A 20,711-nucleotide genomic window follows, 5' to 3' on the forward strand; every position below is an offset into this window, starting at 1 on the left:
CGCCTTTATTCGTCCAGCCAGGCGAATTGCGCTTCCCACTCTTTGATTTTCGCATGAATGGCCTCATGCAGCTCGTCCGGGGACGAAGCGGCTACTATCTCCCCATTGACGAGCGCATAGGGCTCCATGTAGCATTGCCCGCAGTTGCCCAGGCAGCCGTATTCGATCACATCCAACTCCGGATTTTCCTCCAGCTTGCGCATAACCTCGTCCGTACCGTGATGCATATTGTTCGTGCAAAATTCTACAATCGGTCTCATCCGTTATTCACCATCCGGTTTGCTTGTCCGCACCATTTTATTTTTGCGTATAATGTACTATAATAATACGAGAAGGGAGATGAGGCAAATGAGCGACAACGCGCAGCAAGAAGCGGTTTACGACGAAGTGCTCGAGGTTCTGGATAAATTGCGTCCGTTCCTGCAGCGTGACGGCGGAGACGTCGAACTCGTTGACGTGGAAGACGGAATCGTGAAGCTTAAGCTTATGGGTGCTTGCGGAAGCTGCCCAAGCTCGACCATAACGCTGAAAGCCGGTATCGAACGGGCTCTCGTGGAAGAAGTAGAAGGCATTACAGAGGTTGTCCAAGTATTTTGATCGAAGAACTTCAAAGAGCGGCCTTGCCTTCGCGGCAGGTCGCTCTTTTTTGGCTTGGGGCTTGTCAGGCTCCGCCGCCCCTCGCATCGGCCAGGCTGCGAATCGGATCGAAGCCGCCAGACACCTCCATAATGTTGCCAGTCAAAAAATCGGATTGGGGCATGCATAGAAAACCGATCACCCGCGCGACGTCCTCCCCGCTGCCTTGCCGGACGCCGGGAAATTCGGGATCGTTCAGATGCGCGACTTCCTCGATGCTCTTCTCCTTGTTCGCTCCGCGAATATCGCCCGGGCATATCATGTTAACGGTTACACCGCTGGCCGCCAATTCTTCTGCCAGCGTCTTGGTCAAAGAAACGAGCCCGACCTTGGCTGCCGCGTAGACGGCCCGGTGCGGCCAGCCTCTCGCTTCCGCCGCTCTGCCGAATCCAAAGTGCACGATCCGGCCCCAGCCGCGGCGGCGCATGCCTGGCAGCGCCAGACGGTCAAGCTGCATAACCCCAAGCAGATTGCCGTGCAGCACTTCGTCGATCTCGTCCAGCTCGTACTCGTCGAAGGTGCGGCGCTCCCGGATGAACGGCCCGGCATTGTTCACCAAAATGTCGACCGCGCCCCATTCCCGCTCGACCGTCCCGATCAGGCGGACATTGTCTTCCCGCCGCGACACGTCCGCCTGTACCGCCATGGAACGGACGCCCAGCGCCTCAAGCTCGCCAACGAGCGCATAAGCCTCGGACTCGCTGTTGACGTAGTTGACAGCTACATCGCAGCCGAGTCTGGCCAAAGTCAGCGCAGTCCGCTTGCCGAGTCCCTTCGCGCTGCCCGTGACGAGTGCGGTTTTGCCATGAAGCATTGGAGCTTCCCCTCCTTCTTCATCGACCCGTTGACTGCTACGTTTTTTTGCGCCTATGCGCGTAGACGAACACGGCCGTCAGAGACTGGCAGACCATCTCCAGCCCTTGGCGCAAATCGTCCATGTTCGCCTGCAAATCCTCGATGTAAGAACGGTCGGTGCGGCAAGCGTCGATGTGCAGCAGATCGTCGAGCATTTCCGTATTGACCAGATGAATTTCCATATTGCGCTTATTCCGGAGCCGGGCCAGCGGCTCCTTGTAGCGCTCCTTGATCGCCTGCAGCGGCTCGGAAAGCGCAACGTCGGCGTGCAGATGCTGCATTTGCCGCAGCACGGTGAAGTAGGAAAATTTGTGCTTCACCCGCTCCGAGCGGAGATGGAGGAGATCGTTCATGAAATAACCGAGCTTGTCAAGAATGGCGAACAAGCGGATAAATCCGTTTTTATAAAAATAGACATGACGCCGGTAATTCGCCCGTTCCTCCGGCTCCATCTTCTCTTCCTGGTCGTGAGCTACGCTTTCGCTGAGCCGGGAGGCGCAGTATACGCTCTGCTCCAGCTCGTCCAGCGCATGAATCAAGCCGCGCGCCCATAACTCGTAGCGGGTATATTTGCCGCACTCCGGCGTCTGTTCGTCGATCAGCCGTGTCAGCAGCTTGCGGTAGCTGCCTAACGCATTCATGGCGTCCAGCAGAGAACCGGAGTCGACGCGTTTCGGTTCGTTAAACCAGGCTCTGAAAATGGTCCGTCACCGCCTTACGTAAAGTATTCCTTCCAGCGATCGGAAACGAGTTTCACAATATCTTCGCGCGCAATGAGCTCGTCAGGGTAACCCGGCTTCATGCGGGCATCGATGAAAATCGGCAGCTCGAAGCCTACATGGTGCTGCAGCACCCGGGTACGGGCGTACAGGTCGGTCGCCGGGTTAAAGCGGGTGAAGACCGTCCACAGAAACGGAGTTTGCCCGTCGACGATCGCCGTATCGTCAGCCACGATAACGAGAGGCCAGCGGCTTAGCTTGTCGCCGTGACGGTCGCACAGCCTTTGCACCAGCTCGGGGTCTTCTTCATAGGATGCGCCGGATACGACCAAACAACCCGCGCAATATGGCGCAGCCGAGGAAATCCCCTCCAGATGACCCTCCGCATACGTACGGGGAAGCTCCCGGACCGGCTCGCCGACGCCGAGCAGAACCGCTTTGCTGCCGTGGTTGAGCCGCTGCCCGGTATAGTCGAGCGTATCGTGCGACGTGTGGTTGAAGATGAACAAATCCGTAGCCGGATTAAACCGCTCCAACACCGTCGTTAGCAGTGCGGGGAAGTCGGCAAGATCGACTGAGCGGTCCGTCAATATCAAAAATTTGGTTAGCGAAAGCTGGCCTTCCCCCAAAATGCGGAATGCCGAGCCAAGCGCTTCACGGGAATAGCTTTCCCGCACGATCGCCGCAGCCAGCGGGTGGAAGCCGGTTTCGGCATAGGTCCACAGCTGCTTGACCGCCGGCATGACGAGCGGGAAGGCGGGGGACAGCAGCCTTTGCAGAAACTCTCCCAAGTAGTAATCTTCCTGCCGCGGCTTGCCGACGACGGTAGCCGGGTAGATCGCGTCTTTGCGGTGGAACATATGCTTCACCTGGAAAACGGGGAAATCGTGCTGCAGCGAATAGTAGCCGTAGTGATCGCCGAACGGCCCCTCCGGCCTGCGTACGTGTGGAAGCACTTCGCCGCAGATGGCGAATTCCGCTTCCGCGACAAGCCGATGACCGCCGAGCGGATTGTCCGCCATCGGCAGCTTTTGACCGAGAATAAGCGAAGTCAGCAGCAATTCCGGCAAGTGCTCCGGCGCGGGCGCGATTGCCGAAGCGATCAGCGCCGGCGGGCCGCCGAGGAAGACGGTAACCGGCAAAGCGCGGTTTTGCAACTCCGCCTCATGGTAGTGGAAGCCGCCGCCCTTCTGGATTTGCCAATGCATGCCGCTCGTATGCCCGTCGAATATTTGCATCCGGTACATGCCCAGATTATGGTCCTTGCCGTCAATGTGCTCGGTATAGACGAGCGGCAACGTGACGAAAGGCCCTCCGTCCTCTTGCCAGCCCGTCAAAGCGGGCAGCTTCGATAGAGGTTCGTTGCGGTCGCATACTTCCAGCACGGGAGCCTGCGAGTGCGGTATCGTTTTCATCCCGACCTTGAGCAGATCGAATATGAGATCTTTTTCGTTCCACAGCGCCTTCGGCGTCGGAGGAATCAGCGTATCCTTGGCCGTCATCAGCCGATTCATAATCGCTTCCGGCTTCGGACCGAACGCCAAATCGACGCGGCGGGTCGTTCCGAACAGGTTCGTCGCCACCGGAAACGGGCTTCCTTTCACGTTCGTGAACAGCAAAGCGGGTCCGCCTTCCTCGATGACCCTGCGGTGGATTTCCGCAATTTCCAAATACGGATCGACCGGGGCGGATATGACCGCGACATCCCGTTCGGCGCGAAGCGTGTCGATAAACGCGCGCAAATTGGCGAAATTCATGAATTTCTCCCTTCATTCCTTCAGCGGCCTTGGCCCGCAAGTTGTAAACATACCGCTCCTCACGCGGAACGGTTCTTGCCTCCGGTCGGCCGCACGGACCGCCAGGCCAGCACGCTCATGTAGCAAAGCACCCCGAACAAGCCGGATATGAGCACGACGTGCACGAGCGCCGTCAACAAATACCAGTCCGAGCTCAATGTCCATACGACCGAGGCTCCGCTGAACACTTGGAGCACCGTGAGCACCAAAGCCCATTGGGCTGCGTTGCGGAGCAAGCGCGAGCCGCCTTCCGGCCGCGAAGCTTTATAGGCGATAATAACGATAACAACTAGCAAAATAACGGCCGCGATGCGGTGGATAAAAGCAATGCCCGTGGCTCCCGTCAGCGGCGGAACGACTTGTCCGTTGCACAACGGCCAGCCCAGACATCCTCCGGACGACTCGGTATGCCGGACGAAGGCCCCAACATAAACGACAATGTAGCTATATACCGCGGCTCCCCAGATCCATTTGCGCATGCCGGCCGACATAACGGTGTCTGCCTCGGGCCGAGAACCGCGTGGACCGCCCGGTGCCTCCATTCCTTTGGGAACGTAAGCTCCGGTTCGCAGGCCTACGGCCAGCAGCAGCGCGGAAGAAAAAGCGAGCAGCGAGAAGCCGAAGTGAAGCGCCATTACCGCATCGGATTGCGGGAAGATGACGGCCAATGCGCCCAGAATCGCTTGTAATACGGTAAAAAACAGTGTGCCGTAAGCGAACATCAGCGCTTCTCGGCTATGCCGCAGCTTCATATATGCCCCGACGGCGGTGGCCAGCACGAACAATCCGACGATGGCGGTGACGAAACGGTGACTGTACTCGATCATCGATTCGATCGTATAGGCCGGAACGAATTTGCCGTTGCACAAAGGCCAGTCCGTCCCGCAGCCGTCGCCCGAACCCGTCTTCGTCACGAGCGCGCCCATCAGCAGGACGAGCCCCATTCCGATCGCCGCCGCAAGCGCCAATCCATACAGCCGTTTTCCCATCTGGATGCACCTTCTTTAAGTTTCAATCGCGTTCCGAATCAAGTCGAACATGGCGTTACCCCAATTATAGCGATAAACGCCGGGCAAATCCATTTCGGAAATGTGAACGTCTGGTGCCCATTCCATGGCAGCCGGGGCACGGGGAAACGCGAGAAGTCCCGGCCGCCACATCAACGTGACGCCGGGACCTCCCGCATGATGGCTTGACTGCTTCCATCTAATAATCTTGCGCAGCCGCGACGATCCGGCGCCAATACTCTTGCGACGGCGCCAGAGCAGCCAGTCGCGTCCAAGAATTTGAGTTCGGTCCCATGACCGGCATCATCCAGTAGAAATCCAATTCCGCCGAAGCGGCACCCGAGAACGCCGACGACGATTGAGCGGCAGTTACGGTCAAGGTCAGCCTTTGCGGAGCAAAAGCTACCGGATGGTCCGGAGGCGCCAATTGGAAGTATAGCTCCCATAGTCCGTCCACCGGGTTCAGTTCCAGATTTGTAATCGTGCCCGCATAGGTAGACCCCGTAACGGTGTCGTACACCGAAGCGGAAACGGTCATATCCGACAAGCTCAGTACGACGGGAGCGGTTCCGTTCAGCACCAAATTCGCGCTAAAGCCTCCTCCGGCCCGCTCGAGGCTATCCAACGCGACGAGACTCGGTTTGTCCTGCTCAAGCGGCGGTACCGAAATCAATGCCTTTTTCTCTCCCGGCAGCAGCCGAATCGCCCAAGGAGCCGCTCTCACCGAAATGAGCAGTTGCTGAACGGAAGCCGTTCGGGGTACTGGCTCGAAGCCGATCCGTCTTTCCGCGGGATCGTAATGTACGGCTTGCAGGTTATAAGGCATACCGTTCAACGTCGCCGTTACGAGCAAATCGCTTTGCTGCACCGGCTCTCCATCATATGCCGCCGTAGGGGTATACTCCATCTGAACGGAGGAGACGCTGCCGTTCACCGGCTCCGCCGAGCGGAGCTGCCAAAGCTCGGGGCTCGATTCCTGCATCGCGTTCACCGGTTCGTACATGACGCCCGCTTCGGCTACGTTCAACCGCATGACGTTCCAGTACCGTTCCGCTCCGCTGCCGGCCAGTGCCGTATAACTCCCGATAAGCGTTTCCCGAACCGTATGGTCCGGCTGCTCGATGCCTTCGTAGATGCGAACCTGCGCGCCGGACTCTCTCAGCCGGCCGTCCTGGCTGTATTGATGGACGAAATACGTATAAGTGCCATACACATGCCGGCTTAAGGTCATAATCGTGACCGTCTCTTCGCCGTTCGAATCGACGTCGTCGCGGTTCAGCACCGCAATTTTCTCATTGGAGCCGTTGACGGCCTCGCGCTGCCCGTAATAAACGTGAAACGCCCCTCCCTGCCCATTCGGACCGATCAAATGCGAATCCAGGTCGCGCGGATGCTCTCCCCACGTCAGCACGATACGAATTTGTCCCGCCTCGATTTTGGCGATGGCCAGCAAGTCTACGCCGGCCGTACCGTCTCTCGATACGGTTACGTTGTACGATCTGCTTTCATATCCGGGCGAGAAGAGCGTCGCCGTATAAAGCCCCGGCGGCAGTTGAAGCGCGAACGTTCCCTCCGCCCCGGTCGTCGTCTCGCCGGCCGAAGGCCCGTCCCCGTTATTCTCCCCGGCGGAGAAACGAATCGTCGCTCCGGCGATCGGAGCATCTAACGAATCCCGAACCCGCCCCGTTACCGACGCCATCAAGAAAGCGTCGTTCAGCCGGATGTTGGAGAATCGAACGACTTTGCCGGCAGCGTCAGCCTCGGTCAAAGCCACATATTCGTATGCGCTGGCTCCGGCAATCGGCTCCCCCGGGACGTAGGCGGCGCCGGACGCGTCGGTCCCGATAGACGGATTCGGACGATGTCCATCTGCCAAGGCATAATACAACCGTCTGCCTTCGGGCACCATGTAATCGACCCGGGTTGAGCCCGACTGCGGTCCCGGCTGCAGCAGCGCCTCCTTGATCTCGGGCGCATACCCGTCAGAGAGGGCAGGCCGGATCAGACGAAGCGCCGCTTTCAGATCGTCCTTGCGGTCTTGCTCCGTATTCGTGCGGCCGTCGCCGTTATAATCGATGACATTCGCCGGCAGCTCTCTCGCGATTGCCGAGATATCCGCAATGTCGAGCTCGCCCGGCTTGACTACGACGGGCGGCAGCCGTCTCGGCGCGCTTCGTCCCGTCCCGGAAACGGCGACCGCCTCGAACACGTGAACGCCTGGAACAGTCCAGACGAGCGGTATCGCGTAGTTGGGTCCTTGCCCGCTTACGGAACCGATGATTTGCCCGTTTTCCGTAATCTCTATGCCTGCCCAGCCGGGAGCCGCGAGCTGGATGTATACCTTCTGCCCGGGCTTGGCGCTTGCGGCCTCTGCTGGCGACAGGACCGTTACGGGCGAGGCTGCCTCGGCCGATACCGCCTGTCCGCCGGAGGCTGCATGCCAGACCGCGATCAGCAGAAACGTTGCCACTCCGAGCAGTAGGGGGAAGAATTTTGTTTTGCCGACACGATGCATAGACGGCATGTTCACCCTTTCCAAGAAATCCTATAGGCTATTTTACCTATCGTACCATAAGGGCTACCATCTAAACAGATCCCATCACAAAAAAATACCGTGTTTCATCCGCAACTCGCTGTACGCCAAAAAAACAGACCTTCCGGAACGAGAAGGTCTGCTTAAATCGCATGTTATGGCGTATAGGGCAGAGCCGCTTGTGCCCAATGACCGGTTTACCGGGAAGCCGTTTTGCCCGCTTCCACGACCTGATCGAGAAACTGCTCGATTTCTTCGCGGGTTTTGCGCAACTTGCTGACGAAACGACCGATTTCCTCGCCTTTGCGGAACCCGAGAAAGCTCGGAATGCCTAATATATTGTAAGCTTCGCACAAGTCCGGAAGCTCGTCTCGGTCCAATTGGACGAACGTCAGCCGATCGGCGTAATCCTGTTCCACGCTGGGCATGAACGGTTCGATGTAATGACAGTCTTTGCACCAGGTAGTCTTGAATACGGCAATGGTCGGCTTCTCTTGCTGAATCGTTTCATTAAATGCCTGCTCCGTGCGAATTTGTTCCATGATGCAGCACCTCCGTCCGAACTCGCTTTGGCCGAGATCGGTTTTAAAGCCTGTTATAGCACGAGGGAAGCACATTGTCAATATCCGCTGCGACCGGACTGCAACCGATCTTCGACCGAAACCTGATCCATTATTTTCATTTTACATTTACTACTAAAAGTGATATCATAAGAATATCAAAACAACATCAAACATATTCTACTCAAGGAGTGATGCGGAATGAAGGAAAAACAAACATGGCACCTTAACGGATTTATCGGGCTTGTGCTTATTCTGGGCTTGACTGCATTGGCCTTATACAGCTTCGTCCAGCAGCTTTTCCTGCTTGGCATCCCTCTGGCCATCGTCGCCTTTCTGCTGCTTACTTCGATTACGGTTATTCAGCCGAACCAATCGAATGTCGTAACGTTTTTCGGCAAATACTTGGGGACGGTTCGCGAAGGCGGCTTCTGGATCGTCGTGCCGTTTAGCGGCCGGCGCAAAGTTTCCCTGCGTGTCCGCAACTTCAACAGCGTCAAGCTTAAGGTGAACGACATCGACGGCAATCCGATCGAGATCGCCGCCGTTATCGTATTCCGCGTCGTCGACACCGCCAAAGCTTTGTTCGATGTGGAAAATTACGATCAATTCGTCGAAATCCAAAGCGAAACTGCGCTGCGCCATGTGGCCAGCAAATACCCGTACGACAATCTGGACGGCACCGTTTACTCGCTGCGCGGCAATACCGAGGAAGTCGCCTCCGAGCTGGCCAAAGAGTTGCAAAGCCGCTTGTCCGTCGCAGGAGTCGAAGTGATCGAAGCTCGACTGACGCATCTGGCCTATTCCACGGAAATCGCCAGCGCCATGCTTCAACGTCAACAAGCATCCGCTATCTTGTCCGCCCGCGAGAAAATCGTCGAAGGCGCTATTGCGATGGTGCAATCGGCCATTGCCCAATTGGAGAAGGACGGGCTGGCGCTCGACCAGGAGCGCAAAGCCGCCATGATCAACAATTTACTGGTTGCCATCGTATCCGACCGGTCCGCGCAGCCGGTTATCAACACCAGCTCGCTTTACTGACGAGGCCCCATGTCGGCGAAAAAAAACTTTCCGCTGCGCATCGATCCGAAGCTGTATGAAATATTGGAGCGGTGGGCGGCGGACGAATTCCGCAGCGTCAATGCGCATCTGGAATACCTGCTGCGGGATTCCGCCTACCGGGCCGGACGCCTTCCCGGCGGAAGACGGCCTCCGGGCTCCGTGGAGCCGGAAGCCGGTGATGCGGCAAACGGGACTGCCGGGTCGGAAGCTCCTCCTTCTAGTCAAGAATAAACACTGACGGAAGACGGTTCGTCCGCTCTCGCCTGCTCTAATCATTATTAGCGCTTGCCCTTAGGGCGGCGCTTTTTATCGTAGTCCCCTTTATGTCGTTACACGGTCTGTTTCCACCCTTGCACGTCCCCCGATCCGGACACTTTGCGGTTCCTTCCGCTAAACCGCATGGAATATTCGTCCATTCCATATACTGTAGCAAGCAGCGCTCGCGACTCCGCAACCGCCTCCTGATCGGAGACGGGACGAACCGATGGAGCCTCCAAAAACAGGTACGCAGGAAAGCGGCGCAGACTTCTTCGAATCGAATGGCTTGAAGCGGGAGGAAGACGGATGAACGGAACGAACCCTAAAGAACGGCACCAATGGGGAGCGATCTGGAAGCGGCTGCAGGCGGTTCCCGGCAACGTGGCCGGATACTGGTCCGGCAAGCTGTCCGGGTGGATGCTGTCTGCGAAGCTGTCCAAGACGGCCTTGCCGCTGGACATCGAGGGAGCGGAAGTAAGCCGCCTGCGCCAAGCGGCAGGGACGCTTCAGGGAGCCCAAGCGCCCAAGCTAACCGCAGAGGAACGCGCCCTCGTCGAAGCGATTCGAGACGAAACCGCGCGGCACAATCGCAATAACGTCACCCGCACGGCCGCGTATTGGCGGTTATACGAGCGCAGGCCGGAGCTGCATTGGGCGTTTCTCGCACATCTCGTCTCACGCAACGGCGGGTGGAGCATGACGGATTTGAAGGGAGAGCTCGTGTCGAGACTGCTTGCCCGTTCCCGCTCCGAAGCAATATTCGCCTTTCTGGAGAACGCCAATTCGCTTATTTTCCAAGACGCCTATCCCCAGCTTCTATTGTATGAAGCTTCTCTGCGACGCAGCCGGCCGCTGTTCCACCTGCTTCCCTCTTTTCACGTATCGGCCTTTATGCGTCCCGTCTGGGAGCAGTTTTGGCGGGAGCGGCGGTCACCTCTGCTGACGGTTGCGCTTATTGTCAACGAGCAGCACTATATCGAGAAACGGATCGTGCAAAACGAGCGGTTCCGCCGAACCGTGCTGGAAACGCCGGCCTTCCAGGCCCAGGCGCTGCTTCAGCTGAACATCGTCGTGTTCCCGTACGTTGCGGATAAGCAGCAGGACGGCTCCGAAGCCGCTCCGCCTTCCGGGGATTACCGGCTGGCCGGGCTGATTCTGGAGAACTTCTCCGATCTCCGCGAGCGCATTGAGTTCGGCAAGCGGTTGTACGCGCTTCTGTTCGCCGTCCCTTCCGTTACCTCCGGCGCCCGGTCTTTTGCCTCCTCCCGCTCGCATACCGGATCGCGTGCAGATTACTGGCCGCATCTGTTCGCCTCCTTGAACAAATCCGTCCCGCTGGCCAAATACGCGGAGAAGCTGGACGGCGGCAAGCTGCTGCCTGACGCCGTACCCTTGTACAGCCCGAAGCTGGAGCAAGCTTGGCGCGATGTCGCCTTCGAACCGCCGGAGCGCTTCGACTGGTTCACCGGCAGCAGCGTCCCTTACCGTTTTATGAGCGGACTGAGTACCCCCCTCTCGTTCGAAATCACCCATGAATATGCGTTCGCTCTCAATAAACTGGAGCTGGCCGTGCTCGCCGGGGAACTGATGTTCGATTAATGCGCAACAAAGAGATACGCAAGCAACGGGCTGCGAATCTTGCATGTTCTATTCATAAATGGATCGCTTACCCTTCCATTTATTGATTGGACACATAGAAGTTGTATATTCTGTATGAATGATTCGTTTTAATTTGATCTCCTCTATAGAGACCATTTCTCGTTTTCCATGATGTCAGTACGATTTCTTTACTTAATTCAATGATCTCGTCCGATTCGTCGACCTCGGCCATATCCCAAAATCTAATGTCGGCTATTTCATGATCGTCTTTCTTTAAGGTGCCTTCCTTGTAGCTCACTTCAAAAGCAATATAAACAGTCGTAACAACTACGCCCGAACGATCCTGTGTTCCAGAACGCATTCCAACAATTCGCCCTGCTTCCGTTTCCAGTCCGGTTTCTCCTTGTAAAGGACTCCCCCGACTTGCACCGACAGATTATTCATTGGATCATCTCCCATTGGTATATCACAAAAAATACCATATAGAGGAAACGTGTCACCAATATTTATTTCGAATAAGCTTTATTCAAACTACCTATTGCATGAAAACCAAGGGGCGTCAAACCAAATCTTTCAATTCGTAGTACGCGTCTCTAAGCCACGGATGAACAACGCGAAGGTTGTCTCGTTGTTCCCACAAATAATGAATGTATGCGAAGGCTGCATGATTCAAAGATTGATCAAGTTGTTGCGTAATTTGATTCAAATAGGGTGGTTGATCGGCTTGGTCCCATTCAATCTTATCTGCAACAAACAAAATCTTGTCTAATCCTGTAGAGTTCTTCCTCAATGTTGTGTGGCAACCAACTGCATTAAGAATGTCCTGATCTCTAATTTGAAATAGATCCCGAGCCATTTCCTTCGAGATTTTCTGATGAATGATCATGGGGTAAGCCTCTTCTTCAGGCAATACTTCGATACCTAGCTCACGGGAAACTTGAATCCTTGCACTATTGGGGAAGACCGCGCTGATATCATGCAAGTAACCAGCAATTTCAGCCGCTTCCACATTTGCATCAAACCTTGCAGCTATCCTTCCGGCTTCCTTTCCTACCCGGATACAATGCTCCGCTGTCTTTGGACATTTGTTGTTTACTAAAAAGGTATAGATGTCTTCACTCACATTTCCAGACAAAGTATGTATAACAAGGGAATGATAGATTGACTTCATAAAACAACCCCCCGCCGCATCATTGTTCCTCAAGGTCTCAAGACAGGTAGTTCATTTTCTCTTCCTTTTGCTTCCACATTCCGCTTGCTATCACACATCCTATAATCATATAACTTACAAACCAAATAACGCATTTTTTAACAAAAGCCGAAACATATTGGGTGTAAAGGGCCTTTTCAAACTCGGATGTATTTATCTCAATCATTGTTATCACGAACCATACTGCAAATAATAAAATCCCGATTAAAAAACCTCGCGAGCCAATGTACCTTGCTCTTCCTTTTTTTCTGATCGAAGACCATCTTTTCAAAAATGCCAATTCCTTATCTGACAAGCCGGCTTTCTCGATGGTAATCACTCCCGCTCATAACCTTCTCCAGTCCACGTCATTCTTAAAATATCCCTATACTGTTTATTTGACGGAGAGACAACCATTCCTCCATTCTTTTTTATACAAAAAAAGAGATCCGCAAGCAACGGGCCGCGGATCTTCCAAGTTATATATTCAAAAAGGGGGTCGTCTTTTATTATAGGCGCTGCATATTAAGGGAAGATGAAAGAAATATTTCAATTGTATTACACTTGTACATCAAGTCCTTCACTCGGCCGGAAGCGGCAGTGCCTCACCGCCGGAACCGCCTCATCACCTTCTGCACCGGCGCAGGCAGCCGGCCCGCATCTTCGGCCGTGACAACCTTCGTCAGCGCGAGCAGCGCGATGTAGGCGACCAGAACGACCGCGCCGACGAGAATCGCGCCGATCATCGGGTCGAGCCAGTTGCCGAACGGCTGCACATACGTGCGGGTCAGCAGCTCGGCTGCGAAGCCGGCGGCATAGACGACGATTGCCGTGACAATCAGTCCGAACCATTTGCCGCCCATGATGGTGTAATTGACATGCTTGCGCAGAACGACGAGGTTCAACTGGGTCATGACTATAAAGCAAAGCGCCGTTCCGGCGATAATGCCGTATATGCCGAACAGCGGAGCGAGCAGGAAACTGCATGCCAGCTTGACGGCAATGCCGATGGCGACATGGACGATCAGAGGACGCATCTGCCCGATCCCCATCAGCACCGCCCCGGATGTTTGCATGACGATTTGGAACATCGCGCTTGCCGTCAGCAGCGCAATCGTGCCGGTGCCGGTATCGTTAGTGAACATGAACACGTTGATTGGCCGTGCGGCCGCGCAGATCGCCAGTACCATAGGCAGCCCCGTAATGACCGAGATGTACAAGGCTTTGGACGCTTGCGTGCTGACGGTGGCGTAATCTTTCTTGGCATAAGCTGCCGAGATGACCGGTACGGTCGACTGGCTGAGCGCGATCGCGAGAATAATCGGGATGCCCGCGAGCGACTGGGCCCGTCCGCCCAGCACGCCGAGCGCGTCGACGGCGGCTTCGTAGGTTACGCCCGGCTGCAGCAAACCGACCGTAATCGTCGTGTCGATCGCATTAATCAGCGGAACGGCCAGCGAGAACAGGACGATCGGCACGGATACCCGAAACAGCTTGCCGAAAATATCCCGGTAGCTCATAGCCCCGGTCGGCGTGCGGTTGCCGACTTGGCCCGTACGCCGGTCTTCGCGGCGCAGCTTGAAGCTGTAATACAGCATGACCAGCAGCGCGCCGACGCTGCCCACGACGCCTCCGAACGATGCCCCGGCAACTGCCCAATCGTGGCCCCAGCCCAGCTCGAGAAGCACGTAAGCAAGCAGGATGGCGGCAACGATCCGCACGATCTGCTCGATGATTTGGGATATCCCGTTCGGGGCCATCCTCTGGCGGCCTTGAAAGTACCCGCGCATAATGGCGATCAGCGGGAACAGAAGCAGCGCCGGCGCGAGCGCCCGGGTGGCGAGAGCGGCCGCGGGCACCTCCGACAACCGTTCATAGAATGGAGCTGCAACGAACAGCAGCACGGTCATCAGCACGCCCGCACTGAGGGCGAACATAGCCGCAGCGCGGTAGATGCGCCGAGCCTCGTCAAACTGCCCGAGCGCGGTCCGCTCGGACACAAGCTTGCTGAGCGCGCTCGGGATGCCCGCCGTCGCTACGACGAGCAGCATCATGTAAATGTTGAATGCATTGGAGAATGTGGCCATACCGGAATCGTCCAGCAAATGAATGAGCGGAATGCGCTGCGCCGCTCCCAGCACCCTGGCGATCAAGGCGGCAGCCGCCAAGATGACCGTACCTTTTACCAACGAATCTTTCGACAAATTGTCCGTACCTTCTTCCGCGAATAATGACAACTGCTCCATTATACACCGATTTGCCGGCGAACTCACCCTTTATACGCTGACAAAAAAAGAGACCCGCTAGCAACGGGCTGCGGGCCTTTCCATTATATATATTCAAAAAGGGGGTCGACTTTTATTATAGACGGGCTTGATTAAGACAAGATGAAAAGCAGATTTCAATTGTATTACAGATTTGTCGCATTTGCTCGAACCCATAAGGCCGGGGTCACAAGCAGCTCGGGAACGCGGCGGAATTCGCTCTCAATGCGCGCCCTAGCCCGCTCCGATACGGCCGGACCGGCCAACAGCCGGACGTTGTCGTCGAGCTGCTCCGGCTTCTCCGCGCCGATGACGAGCGCGTCTACGCCGGGGGTGTCCCGCACATAGCCCATCGCCAGCTCGGCGACGGACATGCCTTCTTCGTCGGCGATCGCGGTGAGCCGGGCCAATGCGTCGCGCGCAAGCCCGGCCAAGGGCTCGGCCAAGCCGTCGGCGGAGCGCAGCAGCAAGCCTTGCAGAAACACGCTGCGGGCGACCACCCATTTGCCGTCGGCGCGCAGCTGTCCAAGCGCTCCGCCATCGATGGACCGGCGGTCCAGCACGTTGAGCGGCAGCTGGAACACTTCGTATATATCGTCGCGAATCAGCTCTCCGCAGTAGGCGAACTGCTCGTCGGAGTTGGCGCCGAAGGAAAGGCCCGCTCGACCGATCAAGCCGTCGCGGCGCAGCCGCCTCAAGATGTCGGCCACAGACGCGCCATACTCCAGCAGCACGGCCGGGTCGTGGATCATCAACGCCGGAAGGGTACTTAGCCCAAGCCGCTCCAGTATCGTTTCCACCCGTCCGGCGATTCGCTTCTCCAATTCGGCGCGGTCCAGCAGCGGCTCCGCCTTCAGCTTCGAGACGATGAACGGGACCGGCTTGGAGGCAAAATAACGCCCCAGCTTCAGCTCCGCATCGCCGTACTCCAGGGCGGTGTCGAAGCAGTTGATGCCGAGCGCCGCGCAGCGGTCGAGCAGCGCGTCGGCATCCGCCGGACCGCTGCCGTTGGCGATGCCGTAGCCGGTTATGCCGAGCTGGGCCGTGCCGAGCATGAGCCTGGACAGCTTCAGGCTTCCCGGTCCGCGCAAAGGCGCTGCAGTCGTCACCATGCGCTCCACCCGCCATCGACTACCAGATTGTGCCCGGTCACATATTTCGCCGCATCCGAGGCCAAATATACGACGGCTCCTTTAATATCCGAGTCATCAGCCATGCGGCCGAGCGGAGTCCGCTCGATATAATTGCTTACGAACGACTCGGCGCGGATCTCGTTGTCCGTTCCGACAGGATTGTAGCCGCCCGGACTGATGCAGTTGACGCGAATGTTGTGCTTGCCGTAATAATTGGCCAGCCATTTGGTCATGCCGACCATGCCCCACTTGGCGTACGTATACTCGATGCCGCTGCTCATGCCGGTATCGCCGTACACCGGAAAATGCGGCCCCAATATCCCTTGAATCGAGCCGATATTGACGATCGCGCCGCCGCCCCGCTCTCGCATCGAGCGTACCGCCGCCTTGGACATCAGCATGAGCCCGAGCCCGTTCACCTGCTGGGCCGCCAGCCAGCCTTCGGCCGTCGTCTGTTCGATATCGTTCAGGCCTGTGCGGGATACGGAGTTGTTGATCAGCACATCGACGCCCCCGTACCCGCTCTCCGCTTCCGCAACAAACCGGCCGATGTCGGCCTCGTCGCTCAAATCGAGCCGCACTCCGTGCGCCGCATACCCCCGTTCGCGCAGCTCCGCGGCCTTGAGTTCGCATTGCTCCCGGTTGCGGGAGGCGATGAGCACGGTGGCCCCCGCCTCGCACAGCGCCTCGGAGATGTGGGTACCGTACAGACCCGATCCTCCGGTTACGACGGCGACTTTGCCGTCCAGTCTGAAAAGCTGCATCACATTCATACCCTCTGGTCCCCCCGTCACTTCATTTCGCTTTGCGTCGGCGCGATCATAAATAAAGGTTCGCTCTTGCGTACGGCCGGAGTGCCGGGCAGCATGACGACAACGCCGGCGCGGGCCGCCACGACGCGGTGCAGCTCTTGGCCGTCGAAGCCGTATATCGCCCCGATCGCCGTCCCGGCCTCCACAGCGGAGCTCAAAGGCACGCCGGGTATGAAGAAGCCGTCCGCCTCGGCCGTTTCCGAGCCGTCGAAATTGCCGTCGCCGTATATACGGCGCAGCGCCGGCTGCATGCCCCGCCCCTGCCCGGTATCCGCCGCAGCCGCAGCCGCCGCGGTCTCTTCTCCGGCATCGCCGCCGTGATCGGCAGCCTCTGAGGGGCGATGCGCATCCGGGGCCAGCATGCTCAAATGACGCAGCAGCCGGTAAGCCCCTTCCAGAAACGCATCCGCGTCTTCCCTGCGGATGCGCCGGCCGCCGTAAGCCTCCGTATACAGCCACGGCACGCCCAGCTCGAGCGCCGAGGAGACGCTCCGGCCCGGCGCGATCGATTCGTGCGCCCAAAGCAATTCGATGCCGAACGCCTCCGCGGCTTCCCGGCACCTTCTCCCCAGCTCCGTCCTATCATTATGATAATACCCGACAAGCGTGGATACGGCATAGTGAGTGCCGCCGCTGTGCAGGTCCAGCATAAAATCGGCCTTGGCGATAAAACGGTGGTGCAGCTGCCAAGCGATTCGCTCGGTCGGCATCCCTTCCAGCTGGCCGGGAAATACGCGGGCCATGTTAAGCCCATCCTCCGGCGACGTCCGCGTTCCTCCGCGGTAAGAGAGCGGATTCGCCTGCGGCACGAGCACGATCGACCCGGTCAGCCGCTCCGGCTCCAGCTCGCGGTAGAGCCGGAGCACCGTCTCCACGCCTTCGTATTCGTCGCCGTGCACGCCGGACAGCACGAGCAGCGTCTTGCCGGGCTTTGCCCCGTCGATCTGCAGCACCGGCAGCGTAAGCGGCACGCCCGTCCCGATATCGACGTTCAATTCGAAGCTTCGCTTCGTCCCCGGCACCGCAGCCCGGACGTCATAGCGGTCTATGTCCATGCGAAAAGCCATATTCGGATTCTCCTTTGCCGCCGGGCGGTCGTCCGCCCGGGTAATTGCCGATTCGCGGTTGCGTAAGAAGCGTTATGCCCGCAGCGGAACGAATGTATCGTTCTATCGATCATTCCCGGTATTCGTCCGTAAAGATCCATGCTCCGCGCTTGCCATCGCCCGTTCACACGATGCTGAGCGGCTCCAAGCCCCGAACGAAGCGGTCGTTCGCCAGCCGGATCGCCTCCCGTCCATCGCGAGTCAACGCCTCGCCGTGCCCCGGATAAAGCTGCTCGACGTCCAGCAGCGCCAGCCCGGCGATCGTCTCCCGGTACCGGTCCATCGAGAAGTCCGGCGTGTCGATCACCGCCAGCCTCCCTTCGGCAAATACCGCATCGCCGGCAAACAACGCCTTCAGCTCCGGACAATAGGCGGCGATCATATCGAAGCTGTGGCCGGCGGCGGAGACGATGCGCAGCGTCAAATCGCCCGAGCGGATGTCTTCGCCTACCCGGACGATCCGGTCTATCGGACACGGAGCCAGGCGATACCACTCCGGGTACGTGCCGGCTGCTCGCGCCTGGGCCAGCGACGTGCGGATCTCGTCCCCGCTCTCGACCATGACCGAGGTCGAAGCGGCCGCGATAACCTGTACGCCGTACCGCGCCTTCCATTCCGCCGCGCCTCCGGCATGATCGGCATGGCCGTGCGTCAGCAGCAGCTTGCCGATCCGCTCCGGACGGACGCCCCGCTCCGCAAGCCTTCCGAACAGGAGCTCCGGCTCGATGCCGGAGCCGGCGTCGATAACGATCGTCTCCGCTCCCGTCTCCAGCGCGTAGACGTTGCAGTCGTAAAAGCTGCTAAGCCGGTAGCCGAGCCCGCCGCCGCCAATGACGCTTACTCGATCCGTCAGCCTCATTCGGCCACCGCTTGTCTTTCCTCTAACCGGATCGTCTGCCCCCGGACGGCGGATTCGCGGATCGCCGAGGCAACGCGCACCGCCTTCCAGGCGTCATGCGGGCGCAATATATCCGAAGGCCGGCCGGACTTGACGCAAGCGATGAAATGCGCCAGCTCGTCGGAAAGCGGCCCCCCCTGCTTGCCGTGAATTTCGTAGCCCGACAAAAAAGACGGGTACTCCGCCGATGTCCCTCCGATGACCTCCAGCCCCCGCTCGGGATCGCGGATCGTCATGCTGCCATCGTCGCCGGTAATTTCCGTGCGCACGTCCATAAAAGAAGGGGCCCCGGACGGCAGCAGCCAGTTGTTCTCCAAAATGCCGAGACCGCCGCGGCTGAATTTCAGCATCGACCAGATCAGATCCTCCGTCTCGTGCCCGGAGCCGGTACGGACCGCCGTCACCTCGACAACGTCGTCCTCCATCAGCCAATGCATCATGTCGATATCGTGGATGCCCAATATGAATACCGGAGAGATCCGGTTGTAGATCGGGAAAAACGCTTTTCCGTTATTGCGCTTCGCATAGACGGAACGTATGGCCCCGAGCTCGCCCCGCGCGATGCGCGCCTTCGCCTCGGCGTAGCGGACGTCGAAGCGCAGCACATGGCCGACCATTAGTACGCGCTCCCGCTTCAAGGCCGCGTCCGCTAGTACGGCGGCTTCTTCCGGCGTGGCCGCAAGCGGCTTCTCCACGAAGACGTGAACGCCGGCGGCAAGCGCGTACAGCACCGGACCGGCATGCAGATGCTCCGGCGTCAGCACGTCGAGCGCGTCGGGCTTCTCCTGGTCGATCATTTCTTTCCAGTCCGAATAGCAGCGAGCCTCCGGAAACCATTGCAGGAACGGGGCGAAGGCATTCGGGTTGCTGTCGCAAAGCGCGACGATCTCGACATCGTGCAACTGGGACCATATCCGGGCGTGAGCCTGGGCGAATCGGCCCAGCCCCACTAAGGCCAAGCGTATGGTTGTCATAAACGCCACCTCTTTTTCGTTATCCGTTTACACGTCAAGCCGGTCCGCTTCCAGCATCGGTACGTGTTTGTCCGCCGTCATATCGAGCAGCCGTTTGCCGTCCTTGAAGCCGGTGCCGCTTACGATGCAGACGACTCTCTCGTCCCCGGCTCCGCCCTTCTCCCGGACGTGCCGGATCAACCCCGCCAGCGCCGTCGCCGCGGCAGGCTCGCAGAAGACGCCTTCCTCCTCGGCCAGCATCCGCTGCGCTTCCCAGATGTCCGCATCCGGGACGGAAAGGGCCGTGCCGTCGCCCCGGGCCATGATGTCCAGCGCCGCGGAACCGTCGGGCGGATTGGGCACCTGCAAGCCGGAGATGAGCGAGGTCGAAGCGCCCGGCGCCGGGGTACGCTCGCCGTTCTCGTAAGCCCGCACGATGTTCGAGCAGCCTTCCGACTGGACCGCGACCATCTGCGGCTTGCGGGCGATCGCCCCCAGACCGTGGAGCTCCTCGAAGCCTTTCCATATCCCCACGTACAAGCCCGCCCCGCCTGCTGGAGCGTAGACGGCCGTCGGCGCTTCGCCCAACTGCTCCGCCAGCTCGAACGAAATCGTCTTGACTCCTTCCATCGCATAAGGGTTGAACCGGAAAGCCGTGATCGTCGATTCCCAGTCGTATTCCCGCACGGCCTCGACGATCCGGGCGAACACTTTGTCGCCGACCTCGGCATAGGTGCCGAAGCCTTTTACTTTGCGCACCATTGCCCCGTACGCCAGCACCTGCGCCAGCTTCGCTTCCGCCATATGCTCCAGCACGAACAGATGGTACGGCAAGCCCGCAGCGGCCGCATAGGCCGCGAAGGCCGCGCCGGCATTGCCGGACGTTGTGCCGATGCAAGCCCGGCGTCCGTTCGCGAGCGCCCACGATACGCCGATCGCCGCGATCCGGTCTTTGTAGGAGCCGGTCGGGTTTGCCCCTTCCAGCTTGAAATAAAGCTCCCCGACGTTCAGTCGCTTGGCAATTCTCCGGCTCCGGATTAACGGCGTGCCGCCCTCCCCGAGGTAAAGCCGGTGCTCCGCGGGAATGTCCGGCAGCAGCCGGCCGTATTGCCATAAGCCCGGCTGCGAGCCGTCCTTCCATCCGTCCGCGCGGACATCCGGGTAACGGATCATCAGCATCCCCCCGTCATCAGGGCACGCATACAGCCGCGGATCGGTTACCGTTCGTCCGCAAGTCCAGCAGTACGCCTCCATCGGTCTCCAACTCCTTTATCCGAAAGTATACTATGGTATGACCTTGTAAGAATAGCTTCGAATCGAAGCCTTTTCGA

The 20,711-nt window shown here is 58.4% G+C and carries 20 protein-coding genes; 4 read left to right on the plus strand and 16 right to left on the minus strand.

The genetic code is table 11. From position 1 onward, the window contains the following. Positions 1-5: 5 nt before the first annotated feature. Positions 6-260, minus strand: a complete 255-nt coding sequence (locus tag ABD796_RS23385; protein ID WP_344912430.1) for a YuzB family protein — start codon at positions 258-260, stop codon at positions 6-8. Between the two features lie 88 nt (positions 261-348). Here ABD796_RS23385 and ABD796_RS23390 point away from each other — a divergent pair, with 88 nt between their 5' ends. Continuing rightward, complete coding sequence (locus ABD796_RS23390; RefSeq protein WP_344912433.1) at positions 349-597, plus strand: NifU family protein; 249 nt, start codon at positions 349-351, stop codon at positions 595-597. Between the two features lie 64 nt (positions 598-661). On the opposite strand, the gene ABD796_RS23395 is transcribed toward ABD796_RS23390, so the two are convergent. The 6 genes from ABD796_RS23395 to ABD796_RS23420 all read right to left on the minus strand — a co-directional run bounded on the left by ABD796_RS23395 (position 662) and on the right by ABD796_RS23420 (position 8,088). Next, a complete protein-coding gene (locus ABD796_RS23395) occupies positions 662-1,450 on the minus strand; it encodes an SDR family oxidoreductase (RefSeq protein WP_344912435.1) in 789 nt (262 codons plus the stop codon). A 37-nt stretch (positions 1,451-1,487) separates the two neighbouring features. Then, positions 1,488-2,132 carry a Cthe_2314 family HEPN domain-containing protein gene (locus ABD796_RS23400; protein WP_344912437.1) on the minus strand — a complete coding sequence of 215 codons (645 nt, stop codon included), beginning with the start codon at positions 2,130-2,132 and terminating at the stop codon, positions 1,488-1,490. A gap of 74 nt (positions 2,133-2,206) precedes the next feature. Beyond that, positions 2,207-3,967 carry a UbiD family decarboxylase gene (locus ABD796_RS23405; protein WP_344912439.1) on the minus strand — a complete coding sequence of 587 codons (1,761 nt, stop codon included), beginning with the start codon at positions 3,965-3,967 and terminating at the stop codon, positions 2,207-2,209. A gap of 59 nt (positions 3,968-4,026) precedes the next feature. Beyond that, positions 4,027-4,995 (minus strand): COX15/CtaA family protein, encoded by a 969-nt coding sequence (locus tag ABD796_RS23410; RefSeq protein WP_344912441.1) that lies wholly within the window; start codon positions 4,993-4,995, stop codon positions 4,027-4,029. A 217-nt stretch (positions 4,996-5,212) separates the two neighbouring features. Next, complete coding sequence (locus ABD796_RS23415; protein WP_344912445.1) at positions 5,213-7,537, minus strand: carboxypeptidase regulatory-like domain-containing protein; 2,325 nt, start codon at positions 7,535-7,537, stop codon at positions 5,213-5,215. 206 nt (positions 7,538-7,743) lie between these two features. Then, positions 7,744-8,088 carry a thioredoxin family protein gene (locus tag ABD796_RS23420; protein ID WP_344912447.1) on the minus strand — a complete coding sequence of 115 codons (345 nt, stop codon included), beginning with the start codon at positions 8,086-8,088 and terminating at the stop codon, positions 7,744-7,746. Between the two features lie 219 nt (positions 8,089-8,307). Here ABD796_RS23420 and ABD796_RS23425 point away from each other — a divergent pair, with 219 nt between their 5' ends. The 3 genes from ABD796_RS23425 to ABD796_RS23435 all read left to right on the plus strand — a co-directional run bounded on the left by ABD796_RS23425 (position 8,308) and on the right by ABD796_RS23435 (position 11,025). Further along, entirely contained in the window at positions 8,308-9,147 is an 840-nt protein-coding gene (locus ABD796_RS23425) for an SPFH domain-containing protein (protein ID WP_344912450.1), read from the plus strand. A gap of 9 nt (positions 9,148-9,156) precedes the next feature. After that, a complete protein-coding gene (locus ABD796_RS23430; protein ID WP_344912452.1) occupies positions 9,157-9,399 on the plus strand; it encodes a type II toxin-antitoxin system antitoxin in 243 nt (80 codons plus the stop codon). A 333-nt stretch (positions 9,400-9,732) separates the two neighbouring features. Continuing rightward, complete coding sequence (locus ABD796_RS23435) at positions 9,733-11,025, plus strand: DUF2515 family protein (protein WP_344912455.1); 1,293 nt, start codon at positions 9,733-9,735, stop codon at positions 11,023-11,025. A gap of 559 nt (positions 11,026-11,584) precedes the next feature. On the opposite strand, the gene yqeK is transcribed toward ABD796_RS23435, so the two are convergent. The 9 genes from yqeK to ABD796_RS23480 all read right to left on the minus strand — a co-directional run bounded on the left by yqeK (position 11,585) and on the right by ABD796_RS23480 (position 20,634). Beyond that, on the minus strand, positions 11,585-12,196 hold the full coding sequence (gene yqeK, locus ABD796_RS23440) for a bis(5'-nucleosyl)-tetraphosphatase (symmetrical) YqeK (RefSeq protein WP_344912457.1): 612 nt from the start codon (positions 12,194-12,196) through the stop codon (positions 11,585-11,587). A gap of 37 nt (positions 12,197-12,233) precedes the next feature. Next, positions 12,234-12,554 carry a hypothetical protein gene (locus ABD796_RS23445; RefSeq protein WP_344912459.1) on the minus strand — a complete coding sequence of 107 codons (321 nt, stop codon included), beginning with the start codon at positions 12,552-12,554 and terminating at the stop codon, positions 12,234-12,236. A gap of 265 nt (positions 12,555-12,819) precedes the next feature. Then, the gene (locus tag ABD796_RS23450; protein ID WP_379116979.1) at positions 12,820-14,460 is read right to left on the minus strand and encodes a putative polysaccharide biosynthesis protein; all 1,641 of its coding nucleotides are present in this window, start codon (positions 14,458-14,460) and stop codon (positions 12,820-12,822) included. A 164-nt stretch (positions 14,461-14,624) separates the two neighbouring features. Further along, positions 14,625-15,590, minus strand: coding sequence for an aldo/keto reductase (locus ABD796_RS23455; RefSeq protein ID WP_344912463.1), 966 nt, complete (start codon positions 15,588-15,590; stop codon positions 14,625-14,627). Continuing rightward, positions 15,584-16,384 (minus strand): SDR family NAD(P)-dependent oxidoreductase, encoded by an 801-nt coding sequence (locus ABD796_RS23460; protein WP_344912465.1) that lies wholly within the window; start codon positions 16,382-16,384, stop codon positions 15,584-15,586. Before ABD796_RS23460 ends, ABD796_RS23455 begins: the two co-directional genes overlap by 7 nt. 17 nt (positions 16,385-16,401) lie before the next feature. After that, entirely contained in the window at positions 16,402-17,490 is a 1,089-nt protein-coding gene (locus tag ABD796_RS23465) for a succinylglutamate desuccinylase/aspartoacylase family protein (RefSeq protein WP_344912467.1), read from the minus strand. Positions 17,491-17,653: 163 nt separating this feature from the next. Then, positions 17,654-18,388: an MBL fold metallo-hydrolase gene (locus ABD796_RS23470; protein WP_344912469.1), complete on the minus strand. Its 735-nt coding sequence runs from the start codon at positions 18,386-18,388 to the stop codon at positions 17,654-17,656. Then, the gene (locus tag ABD796_RS23475; RefSeq protein ID WP_344912471.1) at positions 18,385-19,401 is read right to left on the minus strand and encodes a Gfo/Idh/MocA family protein; all 1,017 of its coding nucleotides are present in this window, start codon (positions 19,399-19,401) and stop codon (positions 18,385-18,387) included. Before ABD796_RS23475 ends, ABD796_RS23470 begins: the two co-directional genes overlap by 4 nt. 27 nt (positions 19,402-19,428) lie before the next feature. Further along, the gene (locus ABD796_RS23480) at positions 19,429-20,634 is read right to left on the minus strand and encodes a threonine synthase (protein ID WP_344912473.1); all 1,206 of its coding nucleotides are present in this window, start codon (positions 20,632-20,634) and stop codon (positions 19,429-19,431) included. Positions 20,635-20,711 lie beyond the last annotated feature (77 nt).

It is taken from the genome of Paenibacillus hodogayensis, from assembly GCF_039536325.1.
Lineage (GTDB): Bacteria > Bacillota > Bacilli > Paenibacillales > NBRC-103111 > Paenibacillus_AB > Paenibacillus_AB hodogayensis.